Below are 24,460 nucleotides of genomic sequence, written 5' to 3'. Positions count from 1 at the left end.
GATGAGATAAAAGATTTAGGGCTGAATTAAAAAGATTGAGTTCAGGCCAATTCCCCTTTGACCAAGGGGACAAAGCGGACAGCTTCCACCGTTTCAATCTGAAATTCATTGTGACGGCGCTGCACACATTTTAATGTTTGGGCCAGCTCTCCGACCGGCAGAACCAATATCCCGCCGTCATCTAACTGCTCAAGCAATGCCTGCGGGATCTCTGGTGGAGCCGCTGTCACAATGATCGCATCAAATGGCCCGCGTGATGCCCAGCCTAGCCAGCCATCACCATGGCGGGTAGAGACATTATGCAGATCCAGCTGTTTCAGGCGGCGTTTTGCCTGCCACTGTAACCCTTTGATTCGTTCGACTGAGCAAACATGTTCGACTAAATGCGCCAGAATTGCGGTCTGATAACCTGAACCGGTGCCAATCTCCAATACCCGCGAGGTGGGCGTCAATTGCAACAATTCGGTCATTCGCGCCACCATATAAGGCTGGGAAATAGTTTGACCCGAACCTATTGGTAGAGCTGTATTCTCATACGCTTTATGCGCCAAAGCTTCATCAACAAAACGCTCGCGCGGCACCGCTTCAATCGCCTGTAACAAGCGCTCGTCCTGGATACCTTGCTGACGTAACTGCATCAACAATGTTTGCATGCGTTTATTTACCATTCCCCGTCAACCTCATGAATGCTGGCTAACCAGTTTTCAACTACGTCTTGCGCCCCATAGGCGGTTAAATCAACCTGAAGTGGCGTGATAGAGACATAACCTTGCTCAATTGCCGCAAAATCTGTGTCCGGTGCCACATCAAATTTCTCACCCGGAGGGCCAATCCAGTAGAGATCTTGCCCTCGCGGGTCTTGCTGACAAAATACCTGCTCCGCTGGATGGCGGCTACCACAACGTGTTACCCGGATGCCTTTAATCTCAGATAAGGGTAAATCAGGTACATTAATATTCAGTATTTTGCCGATACGCAATGGAATATGTTGTAACGCGCGCAATATGCGGCAAGTGATCGCCGCCGCCGTCTCATAATGCTGATGCCCATTAAGTGAGATAGCCAGGGCAGGAAGCCCCAAATGCCGCCCCTCCATCGCTGCCGCGACCGTCCCGGAATAGATAACATCATCACCCAGATTTGCGCCAGCATTGATGCCGGAAACCACAATATCGGGCCGAGGGCGCATTAATGCATTCACCCCCAGATAGACACAGTCGGTCGGCGTACCTTGCTGAACCGCAATATCACCATTGGATAATGTGGCGATGCGCAGTGCGCTATCCAGCGTCAATGCATTGGAAGAGCCACTGCGATTACGATCGGGAGCCACGATTTGTACCTGCGCGAATGCCCGCAATGCGCTGGCGAGCGTTTGGATGCCCGGCGCAGAGATACCATCGTCGTTACTCAGCAATATCCGCAGCATCAGCATTATCCTGATTCATGATTTCGCGCACCACACTGGTGGCAAAGCTGCCGGCGGGTAACCAGAAACGGAGTTCGAGGGTCACATCATCCCACCAGCTCCACGCCATGTTCTGCGGTTGCAGCAGGATTGCCCGACGTGCGCCCTCGACACCTTCGCGCTTTACCAGCGCCAGTAATTCGCTCTGCTCCGCCAAACAGGCCAGTTCGAAAGCCAGTGCCTCGCCCTGAGTGCCCAGCTCACCCTCCCCTGGCAACGGGGCGGTGATATTCAATTCGCCTGCATCGACGCGCTGCTGTAGCGCGGTCAATTCATCAATGGCGGCAACAAACCAACTGCCGCGACCGGAAAGCTGCAATGCATCGCCCTCCAGCACTGTCGTGGCCTGCTGTTGTGCCAAACGGATGCTGCTAATCTGATTGAACATTGCGCTACGACTGGCTGACAGATAAAAGCTACGCTTACTGCGCTCTTTGACCCGGATTTGATTGTTCGCCCACAAACGCGCCTGCACCAGATTATTGCCACCACGGCCAAACCGCTGGCTGCCAAAATAGTTCGGCACGCCATGCTCCGCAATTTGCTGCAACCGCTGCTCGACATCCTGATTATCGGTAATGTGGCGCAATACCAGGGTAAAAGCGTTGCCCTTCAGTGAACCAATGCGCAGTTTTCTTTTTTGGCGCACCGACTCCAGTACTTCGCACCCTTCCAGTTCAAAGGTGGAGAGATCCGGGGCCTCTTTACCCGGCAGGTGCAGACAGAACCACTGTTCGGTAACGGCGTGGCGATCTTTCAAGCCGGCGTAGCTCACCAGACGGGGATGTATCTTGGCAAAACGCGACAGATAGTCAGCGACAAATTGAGTATTACAACCGTTTTTGCGAATACGTACCAACAGGTGCTCGCCTTCGCCATCTGGCTCAAAGCCCAAATCCTCGATCACCATAAAATCTTCCGGATTAGCTTTTAGAGTGCCACTCGCTTTGGGTTTGCCGTGTAGCCAGGTGAGATTTTCCATGTCCATATTTTATGCCTTAACCAGCAGAGCTACCGCTTCACAAGCAATACCTTCGCCACGCCCCGTGAAACCAAGCTGTTCCGTGGTGGTGGCTTTGACGTTGATATCATCCATATGACATTGTAGGTCTTCCGCCAAATGAACGCGCATCTGCGGGATATGGGGGGCCATTTTAGGCGCTTGGGCAATAATGGTAATGTCCAGATTCCCCAACTTATACCCTTTAGCCAGAATACGGCGGTAAGCTTCGCGCAGTAAACCACGGCTGTCAGCCCCTTTAAATGCCGGTTCAGTGTCGGGAAATAACTTGCCGATATCACCTAAAGCAGCGGCGCCTAACAAGGCATCGGTGGCCGCGTGCAGTGCCACATCACCATCGGAGTGTGCCACCAGCCCCTTTTCGTAGGGGATGCGTACACCGCCAATAATCAGTGGGCCACTGCCATTCTCACCAAATTTATGAACATCGAAACCGTGACCGATCCGCATTAGTGCTTCTCCATATGATGTAACCGGGTTAAGTAAAACTCTGCCAGCGCCAGATCCTCTGGACGCGTCACTTTGATATTGTCCGAGCGGCCAGAAACTAATATCGGATGATAGCCGCAGTGCTCTAATGCAGAAGCTTCATCGGTGACCACCGCCCCCTCTCGCAGGGCGCGGGATAGACACAATTTTAATAACTCAAGCGGAAAAAGTTGAGGTGTCAGGGCATGCCACAGTGCCTGGCGATCAACAGTGTGGGCAATGGCTTGGATCCCTGCCTCACTGCGTTTCATGGTGTCACGCACCGGTGCTGCCAGAATACCGCCCACTTTGCTGTGCCCAATAATCGACAGCAATTGATCAAGATCGTCACGGTGCAAGCAAGGACGCGCCGCATCATGGACCAATACCCACTCCGCCTGCCCCGCACATTGTAAGCCAGCCATCACTGAGTCGGCCCGCTGTTCACCCCCGTGAACAATACAAATGCGGGGGTCCTGCGCGATAGGTAATCTGGAAAATTGCGTGTCCTGCGGATGTATGACGACGATAATCTGCTGAATTTGCGGGTGATCAAGCAAAGAAAAAATTGCGTGTTCAATGATTGTCTTACCGCCCGCAGTTAAATACTGTTTAGGGCAATCAGCCTGCATACGGCTGCCAATACCCGCAGCCGGTAATATAGCAATGACTTTAGGAAGGGAAACTGCAAAATTACTCATTATTATTGTTGCGCGTTATTTTGCGTCGAAGGGGTACTCGCATTGCGTCTGGATTGGTCAGGAACCAGACGATAGAAACTTTCGCCGGGTTTAATCATACCCAGTTCGTTACGTGCGCGCTCTTCGATCGCCTCTTGACCACCGTTTAAATCATCAATTTCAGCAAATAGCTGGTCGTTCCGGGCTTTAAGTTTGCCGTTGTTGGTCTCTTGAAGAGCCACGTCATCCTTAACCCGAACAAAATCATGAACACCATTCTTGCCCAACCACAGTGAATACTGGAGCCAGCCAAGTAAAATCAGCAAAAGAAGTGTAAGTTTTCCCATTCCCGCCCCCCGAAAACTGCCTAATCATCCCACAACTTTTCGTCGGACTCCACTCTGTGACGGAAATAGGCCACAGCACCCAGATTAAGGACGATTTTCAGCCCAATAAAAACACTACTTTTCGCGAATTTCACTTAATAAATGTGATTGACCTCATTTTCGTCGAACCGACGCATAACAAATGAGCAATATACGTACTTTTGTTTATATTTATACGCGGTAAATCAAGAGTAATAAAAAGAAAAATAAGCCACCAAATGGATTAATGCGCTGATTAATCCCTTTTCTCTACAATAAATGGTTTTTTTCTAAGTTAGAACGAAAATACACAAAGAAATAAGGACGTTTTCCGTTCACTATATTAAACAAATGTTCTACTATTTTACTCAATCCGACAGGATAATTCTGAATTTTAGGTGTTCGGTAAACACTGTCAAAGAGGCCAAATCTTCTTTTGCCGGGGGGCAAAACCCATGGAAAAACAAACAATTCCGCCAGATAATGAATTGTTAACTGAAATTGCAGTGTCTTATTACCAAGATGAAATGACGCAGGAAGAGATTGCACATAAGTTTGGTATTTCAAGGATCAAGGTCGGGCGGCTGCTTAAGCGGGCAAAAGCCGAGGGCATTGTTGAGATTACAGTACGTTATCATCCGGTGTTTAGCACCCGCCTCGAACAGCAGTTGATTGAGCATTTTGGCCTGAAACGGGCATTGATCGCGCTGGATTATCAAGATGAAGATGAGCAGCGGCGTCAGGTTGCCTCGTTGGTTTCCGGCTATCTGGCAACAAATTTAAAAGACAACACGGTATTAGCGGTTGGACAGGGGCGTAATATCGCCGCCATCGCGGATCATGTCAGCATCGTGCCGGAAAGGCAGTGTAAGTTCATCTGCGGCATTGGCGGAACACATCGCCCCGGTGATGCGATTAATGCTGACCATATCAGCCGTCGTCTAGCTAAGAAATTTGGTGGTTCCAGCGAAACCCTTTACGCCCCCGCTTATGTGGAAAATCGTGCGTTAAAAGAAGCTTTTATGCAAAACGGCACCATTAAAGAGACACTCGATCGCGCCAGAAAAGCGGATATCGCCCTGGTCGGTATTGGTGATATGAATGAAAACAGCTATATGGTGAAACTGGGCTGGTTCACGCCACAGGAGATTGTCGATGCCAGTATGCATCAAGGTGTGACCGGTGAGATTGCCGGATACGATTTTTTTGACGCCCAGGGCCTGCCGGCCAATACCGTTATGAACGATCGGGTTATCGGCATCAGTACTCAAGAGTTGCGCCAGATACCTTGCGTGATAGCTATCGCCTCTGAAAGCACCAAAGCATTGGCTATTCTGGGTGCTTTGCGCACCGGTGCGATTGATATTATTGCCACCAGCGCATCAAATGCGCGGACAATTTTGAAGATGATCCAGCAACAACCTTAAGCTGGCTTCTACTGCTGGCGACGATACGGCGGTCAGCGTCCCGGCTAACCGCCGCCTATCGGTTGACTAGACCAAACGCTGCTCTACCGAATCAGCCAATTGACTCAATATTAAGCAACATGATGTTGCCCCCGCATCTAAAACTCCGCGAGAACGCTCGCCCAGACGGCTGGCCCGGCCAATTCTGGCGACTAAATCAATGGTGGAGTCGCGCCCTGCATGGGCCGCATTTTTCATCAGGTGGAGTGACTCAACGAAGGACTTATTCTGCTGTTGCGCCAGTTCAAATGCTTCGACTGTGGGGATCAGCGTATCCATAATGCATTTATCACCCACACCTGCATCGCTAATATCCTGTAAGCAGGAAAGCCCTCCTCTCAACATGGTGCTAAATGCCGTGGCATCAATGTTATCGCAGTCGCGAATACTATCCGCCATGCCCATAAAAATGCTGCCATAAAGCGGCCCCATCGAACCGCCAATTCCCTCCATCAGGGAGTCAGACAGCACATCCAGCGCCTCGGACACCGTCAGATCTTTGCCTTTGATACTGTCGGCACAAATATTGAATCCTTTCGCCATATTGATGCCGTGGTCACCATCGCCAATTGCGCCGTCGATCTGACTCAGATAGTCGCGATTGGCGATAATTGTCTCCACCAACTCTTCAACAATCGGCGTGCCCTCTTTGTTACAAAATACGCTCATCATCCCTTACTCCACCTGCGTTAAACCTAATGAATGAGTCGGCACGTCAATTAGCGCCTTTAATTCATCATCCAATTTCATCAATGTCAGCGTGATACCCATCATGTCCAGCGAGGTAAAATAGTTACCAATATAGGGGCGATAGATATTGATCCCTTTATTTTTCAATAAGCTGACAACTTCAGCATAATAAATATACAGTTCAAGGGTCGGCGTGGCCCCTAAACCGGAGATCAAAACCGCCACATCATCGCCATCGACAAAAGGCACATCACCCACCACGATATCCACCATAGTTTTAGCAATCTGAGCCGCGGATTGTAATGGCTCCACCCGAATCCCCGGTTCGCCATGATGACCAATACCCACTTCCATCATGCCATCTTGAATATGGAAGTTAGGTTTACCTACCGCCGGAATGGTGCAAGAGGTTAAACCCACCCCCACCGAGCGGCAGTTATCAATGGCTTTTTGCGCCACATCAATGACGGCATCTAACTCATAGTGTTGAGCCGCAGCCGCAGCGCCCACCTTCCACATGAAAATTTCACCGGCCACCCCACGACGTTTCTCTTTTTCTGTCGCAGGCGCGGAGGCCACATCATCATTGGCGACGACAGTTCTGACTTTAATGCCCAGCGTTTGCGCTTTTTTGACCGCCATTTTGACGTTCATATTGTCACCGGCATAGTTGCCATACAGGCAAGCAACACCTGCCCCACCGTCAGCCGCCTTAATCGCGGCTAAAAATGCGCCAGCCGCCGGTGAGGAGAAAATCTCCCCGATAGCGACTGCATCCAGCATATTTTTACCGATGTAACCTAAAAATGCCGGCTCATGGCCAGAGCCGCCTCCAGTCACCACACCGACCTTTCCTTTATAGGGGGCCTCAGGGTGTTTCAACACTTTCTCATGATCCGTTTTAGCGAAAAAATGTGGGTAAGCCACCAGATACCCCTTGATGGCATCCTCAACAACGTGGTCGGGATCGTTAATAATTCGGTTCATGACAATCTCCTTGCAACAGAAAATAGATAGCGGACTACTGGATGGTATAGCCGCCATCAATCACCAAATTTGCCCCGGTGATCATGTTAGCAGCGTCACTGGACAGGAATAGCGCGCAGGCTGCGACCTCGACCGGATAGGCGAAACGACGAGCGGGAATTTTCAGTTTCATCTCTTCCGCCACCTCTCCTGACCATGCCTTTTTGCCCAATTCGGTTAATACCACGGTGGGTGAGATAGCATTAACTTGTATGCCGAGCGGCCCCCACTCTAGCGCCAGCACTTTCGTCATGCCGATCACCCCGGCTTTACTGGTGCAATAGGCCAAATGATTGGGTAGCGCCACGATCCCCGCTTGCGATGCCAAATTAACGATCTTGCCATGGCCCTGGGCAATAAAATGCTGCCCCACTTCCTGGCTCATGAGGAAAACCCCTTTCAGATTGACATTAATTGTCCGGTCCCAATCTTGCTCCGTGGTCTTTTCCGCCGGGTCCAGCGCCACAATTCCGGCACAGTTGACTAAAATATCCAGTCGGTTAAAGGTATTGATCGCCTTGGCTACCGCTATTTTGACCGATTCGCTATCACTGACATCACAAAACAGTCCGCTCGCGCTATCGGCATTTAGCTGCTTTGCCACCTCAGTGACGCCATCGTTACTATCAATCAAGATAACTTTCGCCCCCTTAGCTAAAAAAAGCTCGGCAATGGCATAACCAATTCCTGCTGCGCCGCCGGTAATGGCGGCAACTTTACCTTGCAGAGAAAAATCAACATTGAATCTGTTGTATTCAACTTTCATGTTTAACTCCCCATCAATGGCTCTGGTTATCACGGCCACTATGCGTATAAACTATTGATTTACAATGTTTTATTCACTCTGTAGATCTGCTCGTGCTCCTCCAGTAGCTCGTCAGGGCTATCTGCTGGCAAGGTGACAAACTTCATCAAAATGGCGGCAACAAGGTATAGCCCGGAGAAGAGCCAAATAATGCCTTCGATACCTAAAGGAGCAATAAAAAGGGTGACTATCAGTGGCCCGACGAAGGCGCAAAGCCCGGCCCCTAGGTTCAGCACTGACATGGCCGCACCTTTATCATTGGGCGCAAGACTTGGCATAATGGCTGACAGGGGAACAAATCCGGCGAAACATGCGCCCAGCGCACCGGCGGCCAGCATGGTGTAGCTGTAGCCTTCAACGCCAAGATTTGTTGGGATGTAATAGAGCAGCAGGATCGAGATGGCGCTGCCCACACAGCCAAACCACATCACAGTATTCGTCCAGCCCCACCGGTCACTGATCACACCGGACAATAAGTTGAAGACAATATTGACCGTCCACATAAAGGCATAGATAGATAACCACTGGTCACGGGTAAAACCAATCTCATCTTGCAGATAGGTCGGCAGGAAAACGATCATGCCGAAAGCAAACGACAGGTTGATGGTGCGAACAAGGCCACCCAGCCCGATTTTGTAGTTCTCAAAGGCGATCGACACCCCTTTGAACAGATAAGTGAAGGTTTTAGGTGGCGCATCCGTTGGCGCAGTGATTTTGCTCTCTTTGCTCAACATCAAGCCAATCACCGCCCCGATCAACACAAACACAATTCCACTCCACAGCGTGTGGATCTCCCCTAATATCGGCAGCGCAATACTGGCGTAGAACACCCCCAGGACACTGAGTCCGCCGGTAAACACAAACCAGAAGATACCCACCGCCGACCCTAATTTGGCTCTGGGGGCTTCATAGGCAATCCAAACTAAAAAGCCGTATGAGAACAAGGGGTAGCCGAGTCCACGTAGCGCATAGGTCGGGATCATAATTGACAAGTTATTGCTGGGTAAGCCGAGTGATAAGAACAGCACAGAACCTATCAGGAAAATCACGACACCGGCCGCCATCACCTTTTTAGCGGTAAACATTTCAGCTAACACACCGGAGAGCCATGCGGCAATCGCCACGGCAAAGCCGTACACACTGAACATCAGGCCGGACTCTTCAACCGTCAAACCGCGACGAATAATGAAATCAGATAGCCAACTTTGCTCCAGTCCCTCCCCGGCCATAAATATCAGTACACCGATATAACCTAATAATATTTTCTTAGGCAGCCCTATCTTTTTAATCAACATGTTTAACATGGTGCATCACCTGTGATTTGGAAATAATGCGCTGATTACTGGATATTGGGATTGAGGACGACTTTAAGAGAGCCGATACCTTTGGTGACCATGTCAAAGCCTTCGGCAAATCTCTCCAGCGGTAGGATATGTGTCACCACACCATCGGTTGGCAGGTCACCATTACAGATGCCTTCGATGACCAGCGGGTAGCAATATGGCCCCAGATGTGATCCCAACACATCCAGCTCTTTGCGGTCACTGATGATGCTCCAGTCAACCGTCACTGGCTCTTTGAAGACCGAGAACTCCACAAAAGTACCCAACTTGCGTAGTAGCGTTAGCCCTTGCTCTACCGCCTTTTGCGCGCCTGTGGCCTCAATGTAAATATCGCAGCCATAGCCGTCGGTCATCTCTTTAATAATAGAAATCACGTCATCTTTACTGGGGTTAAGCACTAAATCAGCACCAAACTTCTTCGCCAGTGCCAAGCGGTCATCGGACAGATCCAAAACAATCAGCTTGCCGGGGCCTGACTTTTTGATAGCCCCCACCATGCCTAGCCCTAATGTCCCTGCGCCAGCCAACACCACAACATCGCCGAGTTTGATATTGGCGCGCTGCACGGCGTGGAAAGAGCACGCGTAGGGCTCGATCAGAATGGCTTTTTCCAGCGGAAGATCGTCAGGAACGCGGTAATTAATCGCCTCTTTGGTGAATTTCATATATTCAGCCATCGCGCCATTAACGTTGTGTTGGAAACCGTAGAGATCGTGTTTTTCACACATCCAATACTGCCCACGATTGCAGAACCGACACTCCCAGCAAGGAACGATCTGTTCCGAGGTCACCCGATCGCCTAACTCGAACCCCTCCACTTCAGCCCCAAGACCCACAACGTGGCCGATAAACTCATGGCCGGGGATCATCGGTGCCTTGATATAGGCGGGTTGCTTCTTATCGCCCCAAAAACTGGGCGCGCCGCCAAAAGCTTTTGTATCACCAGCACAGATACCGCAGGCTTCAACCTTAACTAAAATCTCTTTCGCATCAATTGTCGGCACTGAAACTATCTCAAGCCGATAATCCCCTGGCCCATAGGCAACAACTGCACGCATATTTTTAGGAATATTTTCCAGCATCTGAGCATCTTTAGAACATTCGTTATACATAATTGACTCCTTCGACAACTCTTCTTGTCATCTATTTAAATTCGCCATAAACACGACATGAACATAAGATCTTTAAATGTACTATTGAACAGTACGATTAAGCACCAGATTTACGCTATTAAAAAATACTCAGGCTGTGAGGGAGATCATAAATAAAAGCAAAATAGCAATAACCCCTGTTTTAGTGGGCGATTGGCGGGCTAAGAGAGAAGCGATAAGAGATCTAAGCAATATCAAGATTTGCTTAAAATGATCATAAGTTTATTGACTGATTATTTGATAGGAGTGAATATGATGGGCATATGAACGCATTGGTAACTTTTGCTTAATGGCGTTATATTGTGTTACTAAGGCTGAAATACCCAGTAATAAGCTCGCTAATAATGTGTGGCAGCACCAAAAGTGCTTAATCGGATTACCGTTCAATTTGTTAAGGGGTGAAATATGTTATCTATTGCCATCGGCTGTGATGATGCGGCTATTGATATGAAAAATCAGATCCTTGCCTTTCTGCAAAACAAAAACATAACTGTTGTCGATTACAGTTGCGACCAACAACGCGAACCCACCATCTACCCCGATATCGCCGTTCAGGTTGCTCAGGCCATTAAGGATGGCAAGCATGAACGAGGAATTTTGATCTGTGGAACCGGCATTGGTATGAGCATCACGGCCAATAAAGTGCTGGGTATTCGTGCCGCACAGTGCCATGACCCCTTCTCAGCCCAGCGGGCCAGAAAAAGCAATAATGCACAGATCATCTGTCTGGGGGCGCGGGTGATTGGTGTTGAGTTAGCCAAAACCTTGGTCGAGACCTGGCTTGATTGTGATTTCGATGGCGGTAGCTCAACTGAAAAAGTGGAACGCATCAGCTATTACGAGCAGCGACAAAATCTCTGAGATAATGCCTCTGTCATTCATCAAGCTGGCGGCGGCTGAGAAGGAGTAGATAACAAGAGTGGAGAGTCAATTGCGGGCTGTTAGCGTATTACGCCTCAGTAGCCCGCGGATCCGCGCTCACCAGCCCGTGAGAAATGAGAACAGCATCCAGAATAAGCACAGTACTGCAATCCCGGCCCCCCCGATGGTTACCAGCAGATTACCGCGTGATAACACACTGAGTACAATGCCAATTAACACTGAAACGGGCATCAGCGCCAGGAAGAACGGCCAGGTGTACAGCAGAAAGAAGACGGTATTGGGGCCGTAGACAAAGAAGGGGATCGCAAACGCCAGCCAATAAAAAACAAAGCCAGTGACGCCACCGAGAAAGGAGTATGAAGGTTCATCCCGTTCCCGCTGTTCGTCGATCATCATTTGGGTGACATTCTGCATAGAAATCCTGTAGGTACAATTTACCAGCACGTTCTGAGGACGTTTTGCCGGTTTAGTCATTATATCCAAACCATTGACGTTACAGGTCGGCAGCAAGCAAGGCACCCGAGACGCTTACTTAAGTCAGTGACTCAGGTGAGTGTACATAGCTAACAACCCAGCAGCGGCAGGGGCGAAGTATATACGTTTAGGATTTGATAATAGCGCGACCACGCAGCACGTCTAACAATTGTTCAATCAAATTTGTTACTAATTGTTCACCCTGCAAATGAATATCTGTGTGCTCAGGTGATTCGTAAATGGAGTCAATACCAGTGAAGTTTTTCAGCTCGCCAGCACGGGCTTTTTTGTATAAACCTTTAGGATCGCGAGCCTCACAAATCGCCAGCGGCGTATCAACAAACACCTCAATAAGCTGGCCTGACGCCAACATATCTCGCACCATTTGCCGCTCGGCACGATGAGGCGAGATAAAGGCCGTCAGCACCACCAAACCAGCGTCCACCATCAGTTTAGCCACTTCGCCGACCCGACGGATATTCTCGCGCCGATCATCATCAGAGAAGCTCAAGTCACGGCACAAGCCATGGCGCACATTGTCGCCATCCAGCAAGTAAGTGCTCACACCACGGGCGAACAGCGCCTGCTCCAGCGCACCGGCCACCGTGGATTTTCCTGAGCCGGACAACCCGGTAAACCAGAGCACTACACCCTGATGCCCATGCTGCTGCTCACGATCCTGTCGAGTCACCGCATGAGGGTGCCAGACGATATTCTCATCGGCTGGCGTCACTTGATCGCCCAACACGCTATTTCCCCCCCAACAGATCACGCGCACCCCAATGTGGGAAGTGGCGGCGAACCAGCGCATTCAGCTCCAGCTCAAAGGCACTGAAAGCAGTGCTTTCCTGATAAACCGACGCCAGTGTCTCACGAATTAAGCCCGCGCCGACCGTGACATTACTCAGCCGATCAATAAAGATCATGCCGCCGGTATCGCGATTGCGTTGATAGCTGTCCAGCAGCAGCGGCTCATCGAACGCCAGTTCAACTAAGCCGATGCCATTGAGCGGCAAGCTCTCCACCACCCGCTGAGTTAGCGAGTTGATCTCGACCTGATATTGGATATTTTCAACCCGTGCACGGCTCTTTTTACCCGCCACTTTGATGTCATAACTTTGCCCAACCACCAGCGGTTGCTCATCCATCCAGACAATATCCACCAGTGCATTCTGCGCAGCTTTTAGGGTTTCACCGGCATCCACCAGCAAATCTCCACGGCTGATATCGACTTCATCAGTCAGCACCAGTGTGATAGCTTCACCGGGGACGGCCTGGGCCAAATCGCCATCAAAAGTGACGATCCGTGCCACCGTCGACTCCACGCCGGAGGGCAGCACTTTCACTTTTTGCCCAACCCGCACAATGCCCGCCGACAAGGTGCCGGCATAGCCACGGAAATCCAGATTAGGTCGATTAACGTACTGCACCGGGAAGCGCAATGGTTGTTGGCGGCTGGAGTTCACCACATCAACGCTTTCCAGCACTTCAAGTAGCGTCGGGCCGGAATACCACTTCATTCTCTCGCCAGGTGAGGCCACATTGTCGCCATCTAGCGCCGAGAGCGGGACAAACTTAATATCCAAGTCTGTCGGTAACTGCTCGGCAAAACTCAGGTAATCCTCTTTAAATTGCTCGAAGACACTCTCCTGATAATCCACCAGATCCATCTTATTCACCGCCACTACCAGATGGCGAATACCCAATAAGGTGGCAATAAAGCTGTGGCGACGAGTTTGATCCAGCACCCCTTTGCGGGCATCAATCAACAAAATCGCCAGATCACAAGTCGAGGCCCCGGTGGCCATATTGCGGGTGTACTGCTCATGCCCCGGTGTGTCGGCAATGATAAATTTGCGCTGTTCAGTCGAGAAGTAACGATAAGCCACGTCAATGGTGATGCCCTGCTCGCGCTCGGCCTGTAAACCATCCACCAGTAATGCCAGATCCAGCTTTTCGCCCTGCGTGCCAATGCGCTTGCTGTCAGTATGTAGCGTAGTTAGCTGATCTTCGTAGATTTGGCGGGTATCGTGCAGCAAACGTCCAATCAGGGTGCTTTTGCCGTCGTCGACACTGCCGCAGGTCAAAAAGCGCAGCATGGTTTTATGCTGCTGTGCATGTAGGTAAGCTTCGACCCCGCCCTCGTTGGCGATTTGCTCAGCGATAGAGCTACTTTGTAAAATCATAGACCTGTTTTCTGGCGCTGATTTTTCTGACGCCGATTGTTGGGCGGCAACAGGTTGATGTTGTAATTTGGTGTTCATCGGGCGCTCCTCAGAAATATCCCTGACGCTTTTTAAGCTCCATGGAGCCGGATTGATCGCGGTCGATCATTCGACCCTGGCGTTCACTGGTGGTCGAGATAAGCATCTCTTCGATGATAGCGGGCAAGGTTTCTGCCTCGGACTCCACCGCACCGGTAAGTGGCCAGCAACCCAAGGTACGAAAACGCACCATCTTCTGAGTAATGACCTCACCCGGCTGTAAATCGATGCGATCGTCATCCACCATCAGCAACATACCGTCTCGTTCCACCACTGGTCGTGGCTTCGCCAGATAGAGCGGCACAATGTCGATTTTTTCCAGGAAGATATATTGCCAGATATCCAGCTCAGTCCAGTTGGAGAGCGGGAAGACGCGGATACTCTCGCCTTTGTTAATCTGGCCGTTGTAGTTGTGCCACAACTCAGGGCGCTGATTTTTTGGGTCCCAGCGGTGGAAACGGTCACGGAAAGAGTAAATTCGCTCTTTAGCACGTGATTTCTCTTCGTCACGCCGCGCGCCACCGAAAGCCGCATCAAAACCGTATTTGTTCAGTGCTTGCTTGAGGCCCTCGGTTTTCATGATATCGGTATGTTTAGCACTGCCATGGACAAACGGGTTTATGCCCATCGCCACCCCTTCCGGATTGCGATGAACCAGCAATTCGCAGCCAAACGCTTGGGCTGTGCGGTCGCGGAATTGGTACATTTCACGGAATTTCCAGCCAGTATCCACATGCAATAACGGGAAGGGCAAGTTACCGGGGAAGAATGCCTTGCGCGCCAGATGCAGCATCACAGAGGAGTCTTTGCCGATGGAGTAGAGCATCACCGGGTTACCGAATTCGGCGGCCACTTCACGGATGATATGGATGCTCTCCGCCTCCAATTGCCGCAAATGAGTGAGTCGTTTTTCGTCCATAACAGATCCTTTATGCCAAATTCACGACTGACGGGCTGATGGCCTGTTCAGTCTGTCGTTGTTGCCCAAACCAGGCGATTTGGTGATGCAAATCCACCACTTCACCGATAACCAGCAGTGCCGGAGTGGGAGCTTGATGCGCTAATGACTCTAGCTGTGCCAATGTGCCGGTGCGAACTTGTTGGTCCGCGCGGGTGCCCCGACTGATGACCGCCACTGGCGTAGTGCTAGCGCGGCCATGAGTGATTAACTGCTGGCTTATCTCAGCCGCTTTCACTGTGCCCATGTAAATCGCCAGGGTCTGGCGGCCACGGGCCAGTGCTTGCCAATCCAACTCATCGCCATCACTACGGCAATGGCCGGTAATAAAGGTCACACTCTGCGCATGGTCACGGTGAGTCAGGGGGATACCGGCGTAGGCTGTCGCCCCAGCCGCCGCCGTCACCCCCGGCACCACCTGAAACGCAATACCCGCACGCGCCACCACTTGTAACTCTTCGCCACCACGACCAAAGATAAAGGGATCTCCCCCTTTCAGCCGCACCACCCGCTTTCCTTGCTGCGCGAGTGTGACCAGCAATTGATTGGTCTCCTCCTGCGCCATCGAATGCGCGCCCGCCCGTTTGCCAACACAAATGCGTTCAGCATCACGGCGAACCAAATCTAAAACTTCTGGGCTGACTAAATGGTCATACAGCACCACATCAGCCTGCTGAATAACTTGCAGACCGCGTAAGGTCAGCAAACCGGGATCACCGGGGCCAGCGCCCACCAAGGCCACCTCACCGAGACTACTGCCCTGCCCCTCAAGCGACTGTTGCAACGCCTCCTCTGCTTGCGCAAACTGACCACGGCTGATCAAGCTGGCAAAACGGCCGCTAAAGGCGTTTTCCCAAAAGCGGCGTCTTGCACCCATCGAGTTAATTTGCTGCTTAACGCGGCTGCGCCAGCGCCCGGCAACTGCCGCCATGTCACCCAAACTGGCCGGTAACAATGCCTCCAGTTTCTCACGCAATATCCGCGCCAACACAGGGGCCTGACCGGCAGAGGAGATAGCCACCACCAAGGGGGAGCGGTCAACAATCGATGGGAAGATAAACGAGCAGAGAGGTTGATCATCCACCACGTTAGCCAAAATATGCCGTTGATCAGCAGCGGCGAAAACAGCGGCATTCAGTGCGGCATCGTTAGTGGCTGCAATCACCAGGAACACCTCATCCAACTGTTCGGGCAAGAAAACCTTTGCCAGCCAGTGAATGCGCTCATCCTGATGCTGTTGTTCGAGTTCAGATGATAGCGTCTGAGCCACTACCCGCACTTGAGCGCCTGCGCGGTGTAGCAATTCAATTTTTCGCGCAGCAACTTCACCGCCGCCAACAACCAGTACTGGGCGCTGTTTTAAGTCGGCAAAAAGAGGTAGATAGTCCACAACAGCCTTCGATTACATGATAAAGCGTAGGGTGACTATAGGTGGGGGGCCTGACCTTATGAAATGACGAAAAGTAATTACAAGTTCCATAATGATATATAGCCATAATAATATAGCTCACAGCTATGTTAGCCCATTTTCACCAGGGCTATTTTCGGGCCTATCTTTCTGCAATTTAAGAATCATACAAATTGTTAATTTGTGCGGACAGTTTCATACTAAGCACCGCTCAACGCCGCGTTATCCATGCCAACAGGCATGGCCCAGACTATAACAAGGATATTTCGGTATGTTTTCCCGCCGTCGCTTAAAGTGGGCACTATTCACCCTCTGTTTCAGTACCGCGCTGCCATTGCAGGCCGCCACAACTCAAGCCGCTGGCAGCATTGCTGAGCAGCAAACTCGCCATATTAGCACCTACTTCCCCGGACGAATGGCGGGTAGTCCAGCTGAGTTACTGGCGGCCGAGTACATCAATCATCGCTTTCAGCAGATGGGCTATCAAAGCAATATGCGCGGTTTTAATACCCGCTATCTCTATACCAGCAAAAATGGTAAGCAGAGCTGGCGGACACTGAGTGCGACTTCAGTGATTGCGGCGCGCAGCGCAACAGCCGCGAACAGTGATACGGCCAGTAAAGCGGATGAGCAGAAACAGATTATTATCATGGCGCACTTTGACACCTACACGCCGCAAAGTGATACCGATTTAGATAAAAACCTTGGCGGCCTGACACTACAAGGTGTCGATGATAATGCCGCTGGGATAGGTGTTATGTTGGAACTGGCCGAGCGCCTGAAAACCGCTCCGCTGCGCTATGATTTGCGTTTTGTCGCCCTCAGCGCGGAGGAAATTGGAGCGCAAGGCACCGAGAACTATCTGCAACGGATGAGTAAAACAGAGAGGGCCAACACCTTGTTGGTGATCAATCTGGATAACCTAATTACTGGCGACCGCCTCTATTTTAATGCCAGCAACCAGCCCTCGGCCATTGCCGCCAAAGAGCAGGCACTGAAGCTGGCACGCCGTTATGGCATTACCGCCGCAACTATTAAAAATCAGGTCAGCGCTCCGTGTCGGGTAGACAAAAATCTGTTCGCGACTGCCGGATTGCCGCTGTTATCCGTCGAAGCCAGTAACTACAGCTTGGGCAACAAAGATGGCTGCCAGCAACGCGCCATCAGCAGCCACTTCCCACAAGGCACCACTCGTCACCAAAGCCAGTTGGATAACTTAAATTATCTGGATAAATTTTTGCCGGGCCGAATCACTAAGCGCACCCATGACACGGTAAAAATATTGCTCCCGCTGATAGAAGAGTTAGCTGGCGCGAAGCAGTAATTTTAGCGCTACGCGCGCTGGCGATAAGGATCGCCGCCAGTTTTTGGCGGAGTTGGCTCGCGAGCGAATTTCTAGCTAATCACGGCACAGGCTCCGCGCGACAAAAAGTAAGGGCGCACTCTGCGCCCCCTGTATCACTATCAATCACATCAGCCCTCATGCAGGCCGCATTCACGTTTCAGGCCGAAGAAGCGGGTCTCTTCCTCACTCATACCGGGTTCCCATTTACGGGTTGTATGGGTATCTCCGACGGATAGATAGCCCTGCTCCCACAGCGGATGGTAGCTCAAGCCGTTTTGCGTCAAATAGTGATAAATCTGCCGATTATCCCAGTCGATGATCGGCAGCAGCTTAAATACGCCGCGCTGGATAGCCAAAACAGGTAACTGCGCACGACTGCCCGATTGCTCGCGACGTAAACCAGCAAACCAGGTTTGCGCGCCCAAGGTCTCTAGCGCCCGATTCATCGGCTCCACTTTGTTCAGATCGTTGTAGCGCTCAATGCCCTCAACACCCTGCTCCCATAACTTGCCGTACCGTGCTTCCTGCCATGCGGGGCTTTGCGGGGCGTGGAATACCTGCAAGTTAAGTTGTAATTGCTCGGTCAATGCATCAATAAACTGATAGGTTTCTGGGAACAGATAGCCAGTATCCGTCAGAATGACCGGAATATCGGGGCGCTGACGGGTCACCAAATGCAAGCAGACTGCTGCCTGGATCCCAAAGCTGGAAGAGAGCACAAACTCACCGGGCAGATTTTCCAGCGCCCAGCTCACGCGCTCTTGGGCGGTGAAATGCTCAAGTTCGCCGTTAATCATGGCTAATGCCGCCGCTTGTTCCGCTTTGGGAAGCGCATTAAGCTCGCTCAAATTCATTTGGCTCACACCGCCTCCAACACTTCATAAAAGTCACGGGCTGAATCAATCACTGGCGCAATAACACCAGCGCGGATAACAAAGTCACCGAAGCCTTCATCTGTATGGCGCTCTTTGGCCCAACGCCCGACCAGTTGATCAGTAATCGCCAAAATCTCATCTTCAGTAATGTTTTCGCGGTACATCCGTGGGATGCGCGTGCCCTCACGGTTGCCGCCCAGATGCAGGTTATAACGGCCAACCGCTTTCCCCACCAGCCCCATTTCAGCCAACAAAGCGCGGCCACAGCCGTTCGGGCAGCCCGTTACGCGCATCACAATATGTTCATCGGGCAGACCGTGCTGCTGCAAGATGCCCTCAATGCGGGTGACAAATTCCGGCAAGAAGCGCTCGGCTTCCGCCATTGCCAGTGGGCAGGTTGGGAATGAAACGCACGCCATGGAGTTTTCACGCTGCGAGCTAACAGTGTCGTCCATCAAGCCATATTCGCGCGCCAAAGCTTCAATCCGCGATTTATCTTTCTCCGGCACACCCGCCACAATCAAGTTCTGATTAGCCGTCAGGCGGAAATCGCCCTGATGGATTTTAGCAATCTCGGCAACACCGGTTTTCAAGCTGCGGCCGGGGTAATCCAACAGACGCCCATTCTCAATAAATAGGGTCAGATGCCACTTTTTATCAATACCTTTTACCCAACCGATACGATCACCACGGCCAGTAAACTGGTAGGGTTTGATGGCCGCAAAGCTCACACCTGCGCGTTTTTCAACTTCAGCTTTGAATGTCTCAACGCCAACGCGCTCAAGGGTATATTTGGTTTTGGCATTTTTACGATCAGTACGGTTGCCCCAATCACGTTGAGTCGTGACCACAGCTTCAGCGATCGCCAGTGTGTGTTGCAGTGGGATATAACCAAATTCACTGGCCTTACGTGGATAAGTGTTCTTATCACCATGAGCAATGGATAACCCACCACCTACCAACACGTTAAAGCCCACTAATTTGCCTTTTTCCGCCACTGCAACAAAGTTGAGGTCGTTAGCATGGAGATCGACATCATTTTGCGGCGGAATAACGACTGTGGTTTTAAATTTACGCGGTAAATAGGTCGCACCGAGGATCGGCTCTTCATCCGTGGTGGCGACTTTTTCCGCATCCAGCCAAATTTCGGCATAAGCGCGGGTTCGTGGCAGCAGATGTTCCGAGATCTTTTTCGCCCATTCGTAGGCTTCTTGATGCAGCACGGACTCAACCGGATTTGACGTACAGAGCACGTTACGGTTGACATCATTTGCCGTCGCCAGCGCATCTAGCCCCAATTGATTTAGCAACTGGTGAGCAGGTTTTACATTGCCCTTCAGAATGCCATGGAACTGAAAGGTCTGGCGGTTGGTGATACGGATGCTGCCGTATAAGGTGTTATCCGCCGCGAATTTATCAATCCCCAGCCATTGTTGCGGGGTAATAATCCCTCCCGGTAAGCGGCAACGCAGCATCATGGCGTGGCGAGGTTCCAGCTTCTGCTCAGCACGTTCTGCGCGGATATCGCGGTCATCTTGTTGATACATACCGTGGAAGCGGATCAGCAGGAAGTTATCGCCGTTGAAACCACCGGTCAGCCCCTCATTCAGATCTTTGGCGATGGTTCCGCGCAGGAAATTGCTTTCCGACTTCATACGTTCGCCATCGGAGAGTTTTCCGGTCACGACCAGTGGCCCTGGGTGTTTTTCATTCATCAGTACACATCCCGCTGATAACGGCGCGCCAGGCGCAGCTCACTTAAATATTCATCAGCCTGCTCGGTATCCATTGCACCGTGCTCAGCCACCACGTCCAGTAACACTTGCTCAACGTCTTTTGCCATGCGGTTTGCATCGCCACAGACGTAAATGTGGGCACCTTGTTGGATCCAGCTCCACAGTTCTGCACCCTGTTCGCGCAGTTTGTCTTGTACGTATATTTTATCGGCCTGATCGCGGGACCAGGCCAGATCAATGCGAGTTAGCAAGCCCTGTTTGACGTAGCGCTGCCATTCAACCTGATAGAGGAAGTCTTCGGTGAAGTGCGGGTTGCCGAAGAGCAGCCAGTTCTTACCACTGGCACCAATGGCCTCACGCTGTTGCATAAAGGCGCGGAATGGGGCGATACCGGTGCCCGGCCCAATCATTATCACTGGCGTTTCTGGGTTAGCAGGCAAACGGAAGTTATCGTTATGTTCGATGAAGATGCGAATGTCGTCATCCACTGCCAGCCGGTCGGCCAGATAACCTGAAGCGCCCCCCGTGCGTGGTCGGCCATCAATGTCATAACGCACCACGCCCACAGTGATATGAACTTCAGTTTCGGTTTCTGCCTGCGAAGAGGCGATAGAGTAGAGGCGCGGTGTTAGCGGTCGCAGTAGCGCTACCAGTTGATCGGCATTCAAGTCCGATGGAGCCTGACGCACCATATCAACGATTGGGGTATTTTTTGCATATTGTTGCAGCGCCGGTTTATCTGCCAGCAAAGCAATCAGTGTTTCATCACGCGAGAGCGCCGCGTATTTATCGACGATAACCGTGGTGTTTTGTGTCAATTCAAGATGGCTACGCAGCGCTTGTACCAGCGGCATGTTCTGCCCATCAATGACAACTGGCTCATCACCTTTGAGCCACAATAGCGCCAGCAACTCTTCGACCAGAGCCGGGTCATTATCAAACCAGATCCCCAGCGCATCACCCGGCTGGTAACGCAGCCCTGAGTCGCCTAAATCAATTTCAATGTGACGCACATCTTTTTCTGAGTGGCGGCCAGTCACTTTTTGCAGAACTGATAACTGCGCCGTCAGTGGCGCGGTTTTGCTATAGGGGCTGCTGGTAATTTCATCAACTGCACCACTTTGCATTGCCGCGACTGCCGCCGTCGATTGGGCTGGAACTCTGGCCTGCAATGCCGCAACCACCTGCTGACGCCACTGCTGTGCTGACTCCTGATACTCCACATCAGCATCGACGCGATCCAATAGCCGCTCGGCCCCCAGCTCGGCCAGTTTGTTATCGAAATCTTTGCCCGCCTGACAGAAATGCTCGTACGACGTGTCCCCTAAACCGAATACCGCAAACGCGGTTTCTGGCAATTTTGGGGCTTTTTTAGAGAAGAGGAATTTGTGCAATGCGACCGCTTCTTCCGCAGGTTCACCTTCACCCTGAGTCGAGGCAACCACCACCAACAGGCGCTCCTGCGCAATTTGTTTAAACTTGTAATCGCCCGCATTGACCAGATTGACACTAAGCTTAGCGGCCAAAAGGTCATCGCGTAGCTGTTCAGCTAAACGCCTTGCATTGCCGGTCTGAGAGGCTGAAATCAGGGTTACTGTCACCGCCGGTGGTGCTATCGCCGCAGGGGCAGCAACCACGCCAGGCTGCTGATCCACCCGGCCCCAGAAGTAGCCGGATAACCATGCCATTTGGGTTGGAGATAGCTCACCAACTGCCGCTTGTATGCGGGTCAACTGATCCGGCGATAGCGGAAGTAAAGAGGTAGGAGGTGCCTGAGTCGTCATTGCAGTACGAATTCCTTTATGCTTTAACCAGTGTCAGTCGATTATTTGGGGCAAAAAATCTTTATGTTTGTAAGGTTAACCATCTCGATAATAACAATTAAAGAAGCGATGGAAATAATAAATAACTAAAACGACTAAGCAGTTTTTCAGGTAATCAATACGAGTTAAAGTGTTCAACTTATTGGGGAAATTCCCAGCAGCGGATATCAACCCCTGGGTTTGTCATCTCTGCATATAAATCAGTAGGCTACGTCATGATTACCACCGCGCGCTGGAGTAAATTGACGGCGCAATGACGGGCTTTCATAGCCAGCATCAGTGCTTTCCGGTACTATGCGGCGGTTTTTTGAGTCAATTAAGGTCAGAATGATGAGCACCACCCTATTTAAAGATTTTCAGTTTGAAGCCGCTCACCGGCTGCCCCATGTTCCAGCAGGGCACAAATGTGGTCGTTTGCACGGTCATTCATTTATGGTTCGTATCGAGGTGACGGGTGAAGTTGATGCTCACTCCGGTTGGGTGATGGATTTTGCTGATCTAAAAGCGGCATTTAACCCTATTTGGGAACGTTTGGATCACCACTATCTGAACGATATTCCCGGCCTGGAAAATCCGACCAGTGAAGTGCTGGCGTGCTGGATTTGGCAACAGCTTAAACCGCAATTACCTGAGTTAAGTGCCGTGATGGTGAAAGAGACCTGTTCTGCGGGCTGTGTTTATCGCGGGTAAAAATTCGTCAGGGCGCTATCACGCCCTGCATCTTAAGCTATGTTTAGATATTTATGCGTCTGCATGGAGAGCCGCCAGTTTCTGGCGATACAGGTTTCAATGCAGAGTTTGGTTGCATCATCTTTCTGACTGATGGGCTGCAACGCAATTATCCGCTTTTTATCATCATGCAGTGTAGCCAGCAACACCTCCAGCGCTTCGATATCCCGTAAGCGCCCCACCGGATGCTTAATTTCATCGGCGCGCTGCAATGCTTGCGGCAATACTTTCAGGCCACCACGCATCTTCACTTTCGGCGAAACAGTGACCCAAGTGGCTGCTGAGCACTGCACCTCGTGCGTGCCACTGGTTTCAATCTGGCAGCTGTAACCCGCTTGCTCCAATACAGAAGTTAGCGGTAGCAGATCGTAGATGGCCGGCTCCCCCCCGGTTATCACCACATGGCGAGCGGTATATCCTTGCTGAGAAAAGATAGCCAATAGCTGCTGTTCGCTGGCAGAACCCCAGGCATCACTTTCAGCGGTTTTCACCATAATGCGCTGCATATCGACTTCCCGATCTGCCTCTTTTTCCCAGGTATGCTTGGTGTCACACCAACTACAGCCTACCGGGCAACCCTGCAAGCGTACAAAAATCGCCGGAACGCCGGTGAAGTAACCCTCGCCCTGCAAGGTCTGGAACATCTCATTAATCGGGTACAGCATCAGTATCTCTATATCGTGATTAGGCCAATGGGCAATTATTGCAGATTCCCTCGCCTTCACCAAACCGGCAGCCTCCAGACTGCCAGTTTGTTTGTATCAGAGCGTTACTCAATAACACCACAGGCCATGCGAGCACCACCACCACCCAGTGGCATTGGGTGGTCAGTATAGTTATCACCACCGGCATGGATCATCAGCGCATGTTGTTTCAGCTCGGATAACGATTTTAGGCGCGGAGCCAAGAGCTGGTAAGTGGCAGTGCCATCAGCATTGACCACCAGCCCCGGTAAATCCCCCAGGTGCCCTTTATCATTATAAGGACCAAGGTGAGTGTCGGTTTTTTGCGGGTCAAGGTGGCCACCAGCGGCAAGGGCAGGCACGGCTTTACCCTCTTTCTGGCCCGGCGCACAACTTGGCTTTTCATGCAGATGGAACCCATGGATACCTGCTGCCAGCCCAGTCAGATTGGGGGTAAACAATAAACCATAAGCGGTTTCTGTTACTGTAACAGTACCCAGCACCTTGCCATTACCTTCGGGCAGGGATTCATTCATGGTCACGGTAAGCTCCGTGGCCAGTAAGCTGCCAGAGAATAGTAGGGCCGGAAATAGTAAGTATTTCAGTTTCATCAGTTATCTTCCTTTATGCATGATAGTCGAATCATTCGGGTGATTAATAAGGATAACGGTTGATGAATTATCTGCACGATAGCAGTGTTATAGATGTGAGTCAGATGAGGGTTATTTGCCAGATTCAGATGAATCTGGCAAAGGGCAATCAATGACAACAAAAAGTAGAGTGCAGTCATGACTGACTTT

At 51.1% G+C, this 24,460-nt stretch carries 25 protein-coding genes; 4 read left to right on the top strand and 21 right to left on the bottom strand.

The window, feature by feature from the left end:
* Nucleotides 1–41: 41 nt before the first annotated feature.
* The 6 genes from AACW11_RS20400 to ftsB are packed head-to-tail and all read right to left on the bottom strand — an operon-like array spanning nucleotide 42 to nucleotide 3,984.
* Entirely contained in the window at nucleotides 42–668 is a 627-nt protein-coding gene (locus tag AACW11_RS20400; RefSeq protein ID WP_212585353.1) for a protein-L-isoaspartate(D-aspartate) O-methyltransferase, read from the bottom strand.
* Nucleotides 662–1,429 carry a 5'/3'-nucleotidase SurE gene (gene surE, locus AACW11_RS20395; protein WP_212585352.1) on the bottom strand — a complete coding sequence of 256 codons (768 nt, stop codon included), beginning with the start codon at nucleotides 1,427–1,429 and terminating at the stop codon, nucleotides 662–664. The genes AACW11_RS20400 and surE overlap by 7 nt, the downstream gene beginning before the upstream one ends.
* Nucleotides 1,407–2,456, bottom strand: a complete 1,050-nt coding sequence (truD, locus tag AACW11_RS20390) for a tRNA pseudouridine(13) synthase TruD (RefSeq protein WP_212585351.1) — start codon at nucleotides 2,454–2,456, stop codon at nucleotides 1,407–1,409. Before truD ends, surE begins: the two co-directional genes overlap by 23 nt.
* 3 nt (nucleotides 2,457–2,459) lie before the next feature.
* The gene (ispF, locus tag AACW11_RS20385) at nucleotides 2,460–2,939 is read right to left on the bottom strand and encodes a 2-C-methyl-D-erythritol 2,4-cyclodiphosphate synthase (protein WP_212585350.1); all 480 of its coding nucleotides are present in this window, start codon (nucleotides 2,937–2,939) and stop codon (nucleotides 2,460–2,462) included.
* On the bottom strand, nucleotides 2,939–3,658 hold the full coding sequence (ispD, locus tag AACW11_RS20380; protein WP_212585349.1) for a 2-C-methyl-D-erythritol 4-phosphate cytidylyltransferase: 720 nt from the start codon (nucleotides 3,656–3,658) through the stop codon (nucleotides 2,939–2,941). Before ispD ends, ispF begins: the two co-directional genes overlap by 1 nt.
* A gap of 2 nt (nucleotides 3,659–3,660) precedes the next feature.
* Nucleotides 3,661–3,984 carry a cell division protein FtsB gene (gene ftsB, locus AACW11_RS20375; RefSeq protein WP_212585348.1) on the bottom strand — a complete coding sequence of 108 codons (324 nt, stop codon included), beginning with the start codon at nucleotides 3,982–3,984 and terminating at the stop codon, nucleotides 3,661–3,663.
* A 473-nt stretch (nucleotides 3,985–4,457) separates the two neighbouring features.
* On the opposite strand from ftsB, the gene AACW11_RS20370 reads away from it, so the two are divergent.
* Nucleotides 4,458–5,429, top strand: a complete 972-nt coding sequence (locus AACW11_RS20370) for a sugar-binding transcriptional regulator (protein ID WP_005278968.1) — start codon at nucleotides 4,458–4,460, stop codon at nucleotides 5,427–5,429.
* A 66-nt stretch (nucleotides 5,430–5,495) separates the two neighbouring features.
* Here the strand turns inward: AACW11_RS20370 and dhaL are convergent, their stop codons facing one another.
* The 5 genes from dhaL to AACW11_RS20345 are packed head-to-tail and all read right to left on the bottom strand — an operon-like array spanning nucleotide 5,496 to nucleotide 10,444.
* A complete protein-coding gene (dhaL, locus tag AACW11_RS20365) occupies nucleotides 5,496–6,140 on the bottom strand; it encodes a dihydroxyacetone kinase subunit DhaL (RefSeq protein ID WP_212585347.1) in 645 nt (214 codons plus the stop codon).
* Nucleotides 6,141–6,143: 3 nt separating this feature from the next.
* Complete coding sequence (locus AACW11_RS20360; RefSeq protein ID WP_212585346.1) at nucleotides 6,144–7,145, bottom strand: dihydroxyacetone kinase subunit DhaK; 1,002 nt, start codon at nucleotides 7,143–7,145, stop codon at nucleotides 6,144–6,146.
* A 34-nt stretch (nucleotides 7,146–7,179) separates the two neighbouring features.
* Complete coding sequence (locus tag AACW11_RS20355) at nucleotides 7,180–7,950, bottom strand: SDR family oxidoreductase (RefSeq protein ID WP_212585345.1); 771 nt, start codon at nucleotides 7,948–7,950, stop codon at nucleotides 7,180–7,182.
* Between the two features lie 59 nt (nucleotides 7,951–8,009).
* Entirely contained in the window at nucleotides 8,010–9,293 is a 1,284-nt protein-coding gene (locus AACW11_RS20350) for an MFS transporter (RefSeq protein WP_212585344.1), read from the bottom strand.
* A 35-nt stretch (nucleotides 9,294–9,328) separates the two neighbouring features.
* Entirely contained in the window at nucleotides 9,329–10,444 is a 1,116-nt protein-coding gene (locus tag AACW11_RS20345) for an MDR/zinc-dependent alcohol dehydrogenase-like family protein (protein ID WP_212585343.1), read from the bottom strand.
* 444 nt (nucleotides 10,445–10,888) lie between these two features.
* Between AACW11_RS20345 and rpiB the strand changes: the two genes are divergently transcribed.
* Nucleotides 10,889–11,344: a ribose 5-phosphate isomerase B gene (gene rpiB, locus AACW11_RS20340; RefSeq protein ID WP_212585342.1), complete on the top strand. Its 456-nt coding sequence runs from the start codon at nucleotides 10,889–10,891 to the stop codon at nucleotides 11,342–11,344.
* 117 nt (nucleotides 11,345–11,461) lie between these two features.
* Here rpiB and AACW11_RS20335 read toward each other — a convergent pair whose 3' ends face one another.
* From AACW11_RS20335 to cysG, 5 genes are all read right to left on the bottom strand, one after another.
* Nucleotides 11,462–11,779 (bottom strand): DUF3561 family protein, encoded by a 318-nt coding sequence (locus AACW11_RS20335; protein WP_005278984.1) that lies wholly within the window; start codon nucleotides 11,777–11,779, stop codon nucleotides 11,462–11,464.
* Between the two features lie 187 nt (nucleotides 11,780–11,966).
* Nucleotides 11,967–12,650, bottom strand: coding sequence for an adenylyl-sulfate kinase (cysC, locus tag AACW11_RS20330; RefSeq protein WP_212585341.1), 684 nt, complete (start codon nucleotides 12,648–12,650; stop codon nucleotides 11,967–11,969).
* Nucleotides 12,589–14,025, bottom strand: coding sequence for a sulfate adenylyltransferase subunit CysN (gene cysN / locus AACW11_RS20325; protein ID WP_212585412.1), 1,437 nt, complete (start codon nucleotides 14,023–14,025; stop codon nucleotides 12,589–12,591). The genes cysC and cysN overlap by 62 nt, the downstream gene beginning before the upstream one ends.
* Nucleotides 14,026–14,113: 88 nt before the next feature.
* Nucleotides 14,114–15,022 (bottom strand): sulfate adenylyltransferase subunit CysD, encoded by a 909-nt coding sequence (gene cysD, locus AACW11_RS20320; protein ID WP_212585340.1) that lies wholly within the window; start codon nucleotides 15,020–15,022, stop codon nucleotides 14,114–14,116.
* 10 nt (nucleotides 15,023–15,032) lie between these two features.
* Complete coding sequence (gene cysG / locus AACW11_RS20315) at nucleotides 15,033–16,451, bottom strand: siroheme synthase CysG (protein WP_212585339.1); 1,419 nt, start codon at nucleotides 16,449–16,451, stop codon at nucleotides 15,033–15,035.
* Nucleotides 16,452–16,740: 289 nt separating this feature from the next.
* Between cysG and AACW11_RS20310 the strand changes: the two genes are divergently transcribed.
* The gene (locus tag AACW11_RS20310) at nucleotides 16,741–17,793 is read left to right on the top strand and encodes an aminopeptidase (protein WP_212585338.1); all 1,053 of its coding nucleotides are present in this window, start codon (nucleotides 16,741–16,743) and stop codon (nucleotides 17,791–17,793) included.
* A 149-nt stretch (nucleotides 17,794–17,942) separates the two neighbouring features.
* Here the strand turns inward: AACW11_RS20310 and AACW11_RS20305 are convergent, their stop codons facing one another.
* From AACW11_RS20305 to cysJ, 3 genes are read right to left on the bottom strand one after another with little or no spacing between them, the layout of a single operon-like run.
* Nucleotides 17,943–18,677 carry a phosphoadenylyl-sulfate reductase gene (locus tag AACW11_RS20305; protein ID WP_212585337.1) on the bottom strand — a complete coding sequence of 245 codons (735 nt, stop codon included), beginning with the start codon at nucleotides 18,675–18,677 and terminating at the stop codon, nucleotides 17,943–17,945.
* Nucleotides 18,674–20,404 (bottom strand): assimilatory sulfite reductase (NADPH) hemoprotein subunit, encoded by a 1,731-nt coding sequence (gene cysI, locus AACW11_RS20300; RefSeq protein WP_212585336.1) that lies wholly within the window; start codon nucleotides 20,402–20,404, stop codon nucleotides 18,674–18,676. Before cysI ends, AACW11_RS20305 begins: the two co-directional genes overlap by 4 nt.
* Complete coding sequence (gene cysJ / locus AACW11_RS20295; RefSeq protein WP_212585335.1) at nucleotides 20,404–22,209, bottom strand: NADPH-dependent assimilatory sulfite reductase flavoprotein subunit; 1,806 nt, start codon at nucleotides 22,207–22,209, stop codon at nucleotides 20,404–20,406. The genes cysI and cysJ overlap by 1 nt, the downstream gene beginning before the upstream one ends.
* A gap of 369 nt (nucleotides 22,210–22,578) precedes the next feature.
* Between cysJ and queD the strand changes: the two genes are divergently transcribed.
* A complete protein-coding gene (gene queD, locus AACW11_RS20290; RefSeq protein WP_212585411.1) occupies nucleotides 22,579–22,938 on the top strand; it encodes a 6-carboxytetrahydropterin synthase QueD in 360 nt (119 codons plus the stop codon).
* A gap of 32 nt (nucleotides 22,939–22,970) precedes the next feature.
* Here queD and queE read toward each other — a convergent pair whose 3' ends face one another.
* Together queE and sodC are read right to left on the bottom strand one after the other, a co-directional pair.
* Complete coding sequence (queE, locus tag AACW11_RS20285; protein WP_212585334.1) at nucleotides 22,971–23,642, bottom strand: 7-carboxy-7-deazaguanine synthase QueE; 672 nt, start codon at nucleotides 23,640–23,642, stop codon at nucleotides 22,971–22,973.
* Nucleotides 23,643–23,746: 104 nt separating this feature from the next.
* Nucleotides 23,747–24,271 carry a superoxide dismutase family protein gene (gene sodC, locus AACW11_RS20280; protein ID WP_212585333.1) on the bottom strand — a complete coding sequence of 175 codons (525 nt, stop codon included), beginning with the start codon at nucleotides 24,269–24,271 and terminating at the stop codon, nucleotides 23,747–23,749.
* Nucleotides 24,272–24,460: the final 189 nt, after the last annotated feature.

The organism is Yersinia sp. Marseille-Q3913 (genome assembly GCF_963892745.1).
Taxonomy (GTDB): domain Bacteria; phylum Pseudomonadota; class Gammaproteobacteria; order Enterobacterales; family Enterobacteriaceae; genus Yersinia; species Yersinia bercovieri.
The sequence above is the reverse complement of the archived record's forward strand: the minus strand, read 5'-3'. Positions and strand labels throughout refer to the sequence as shown.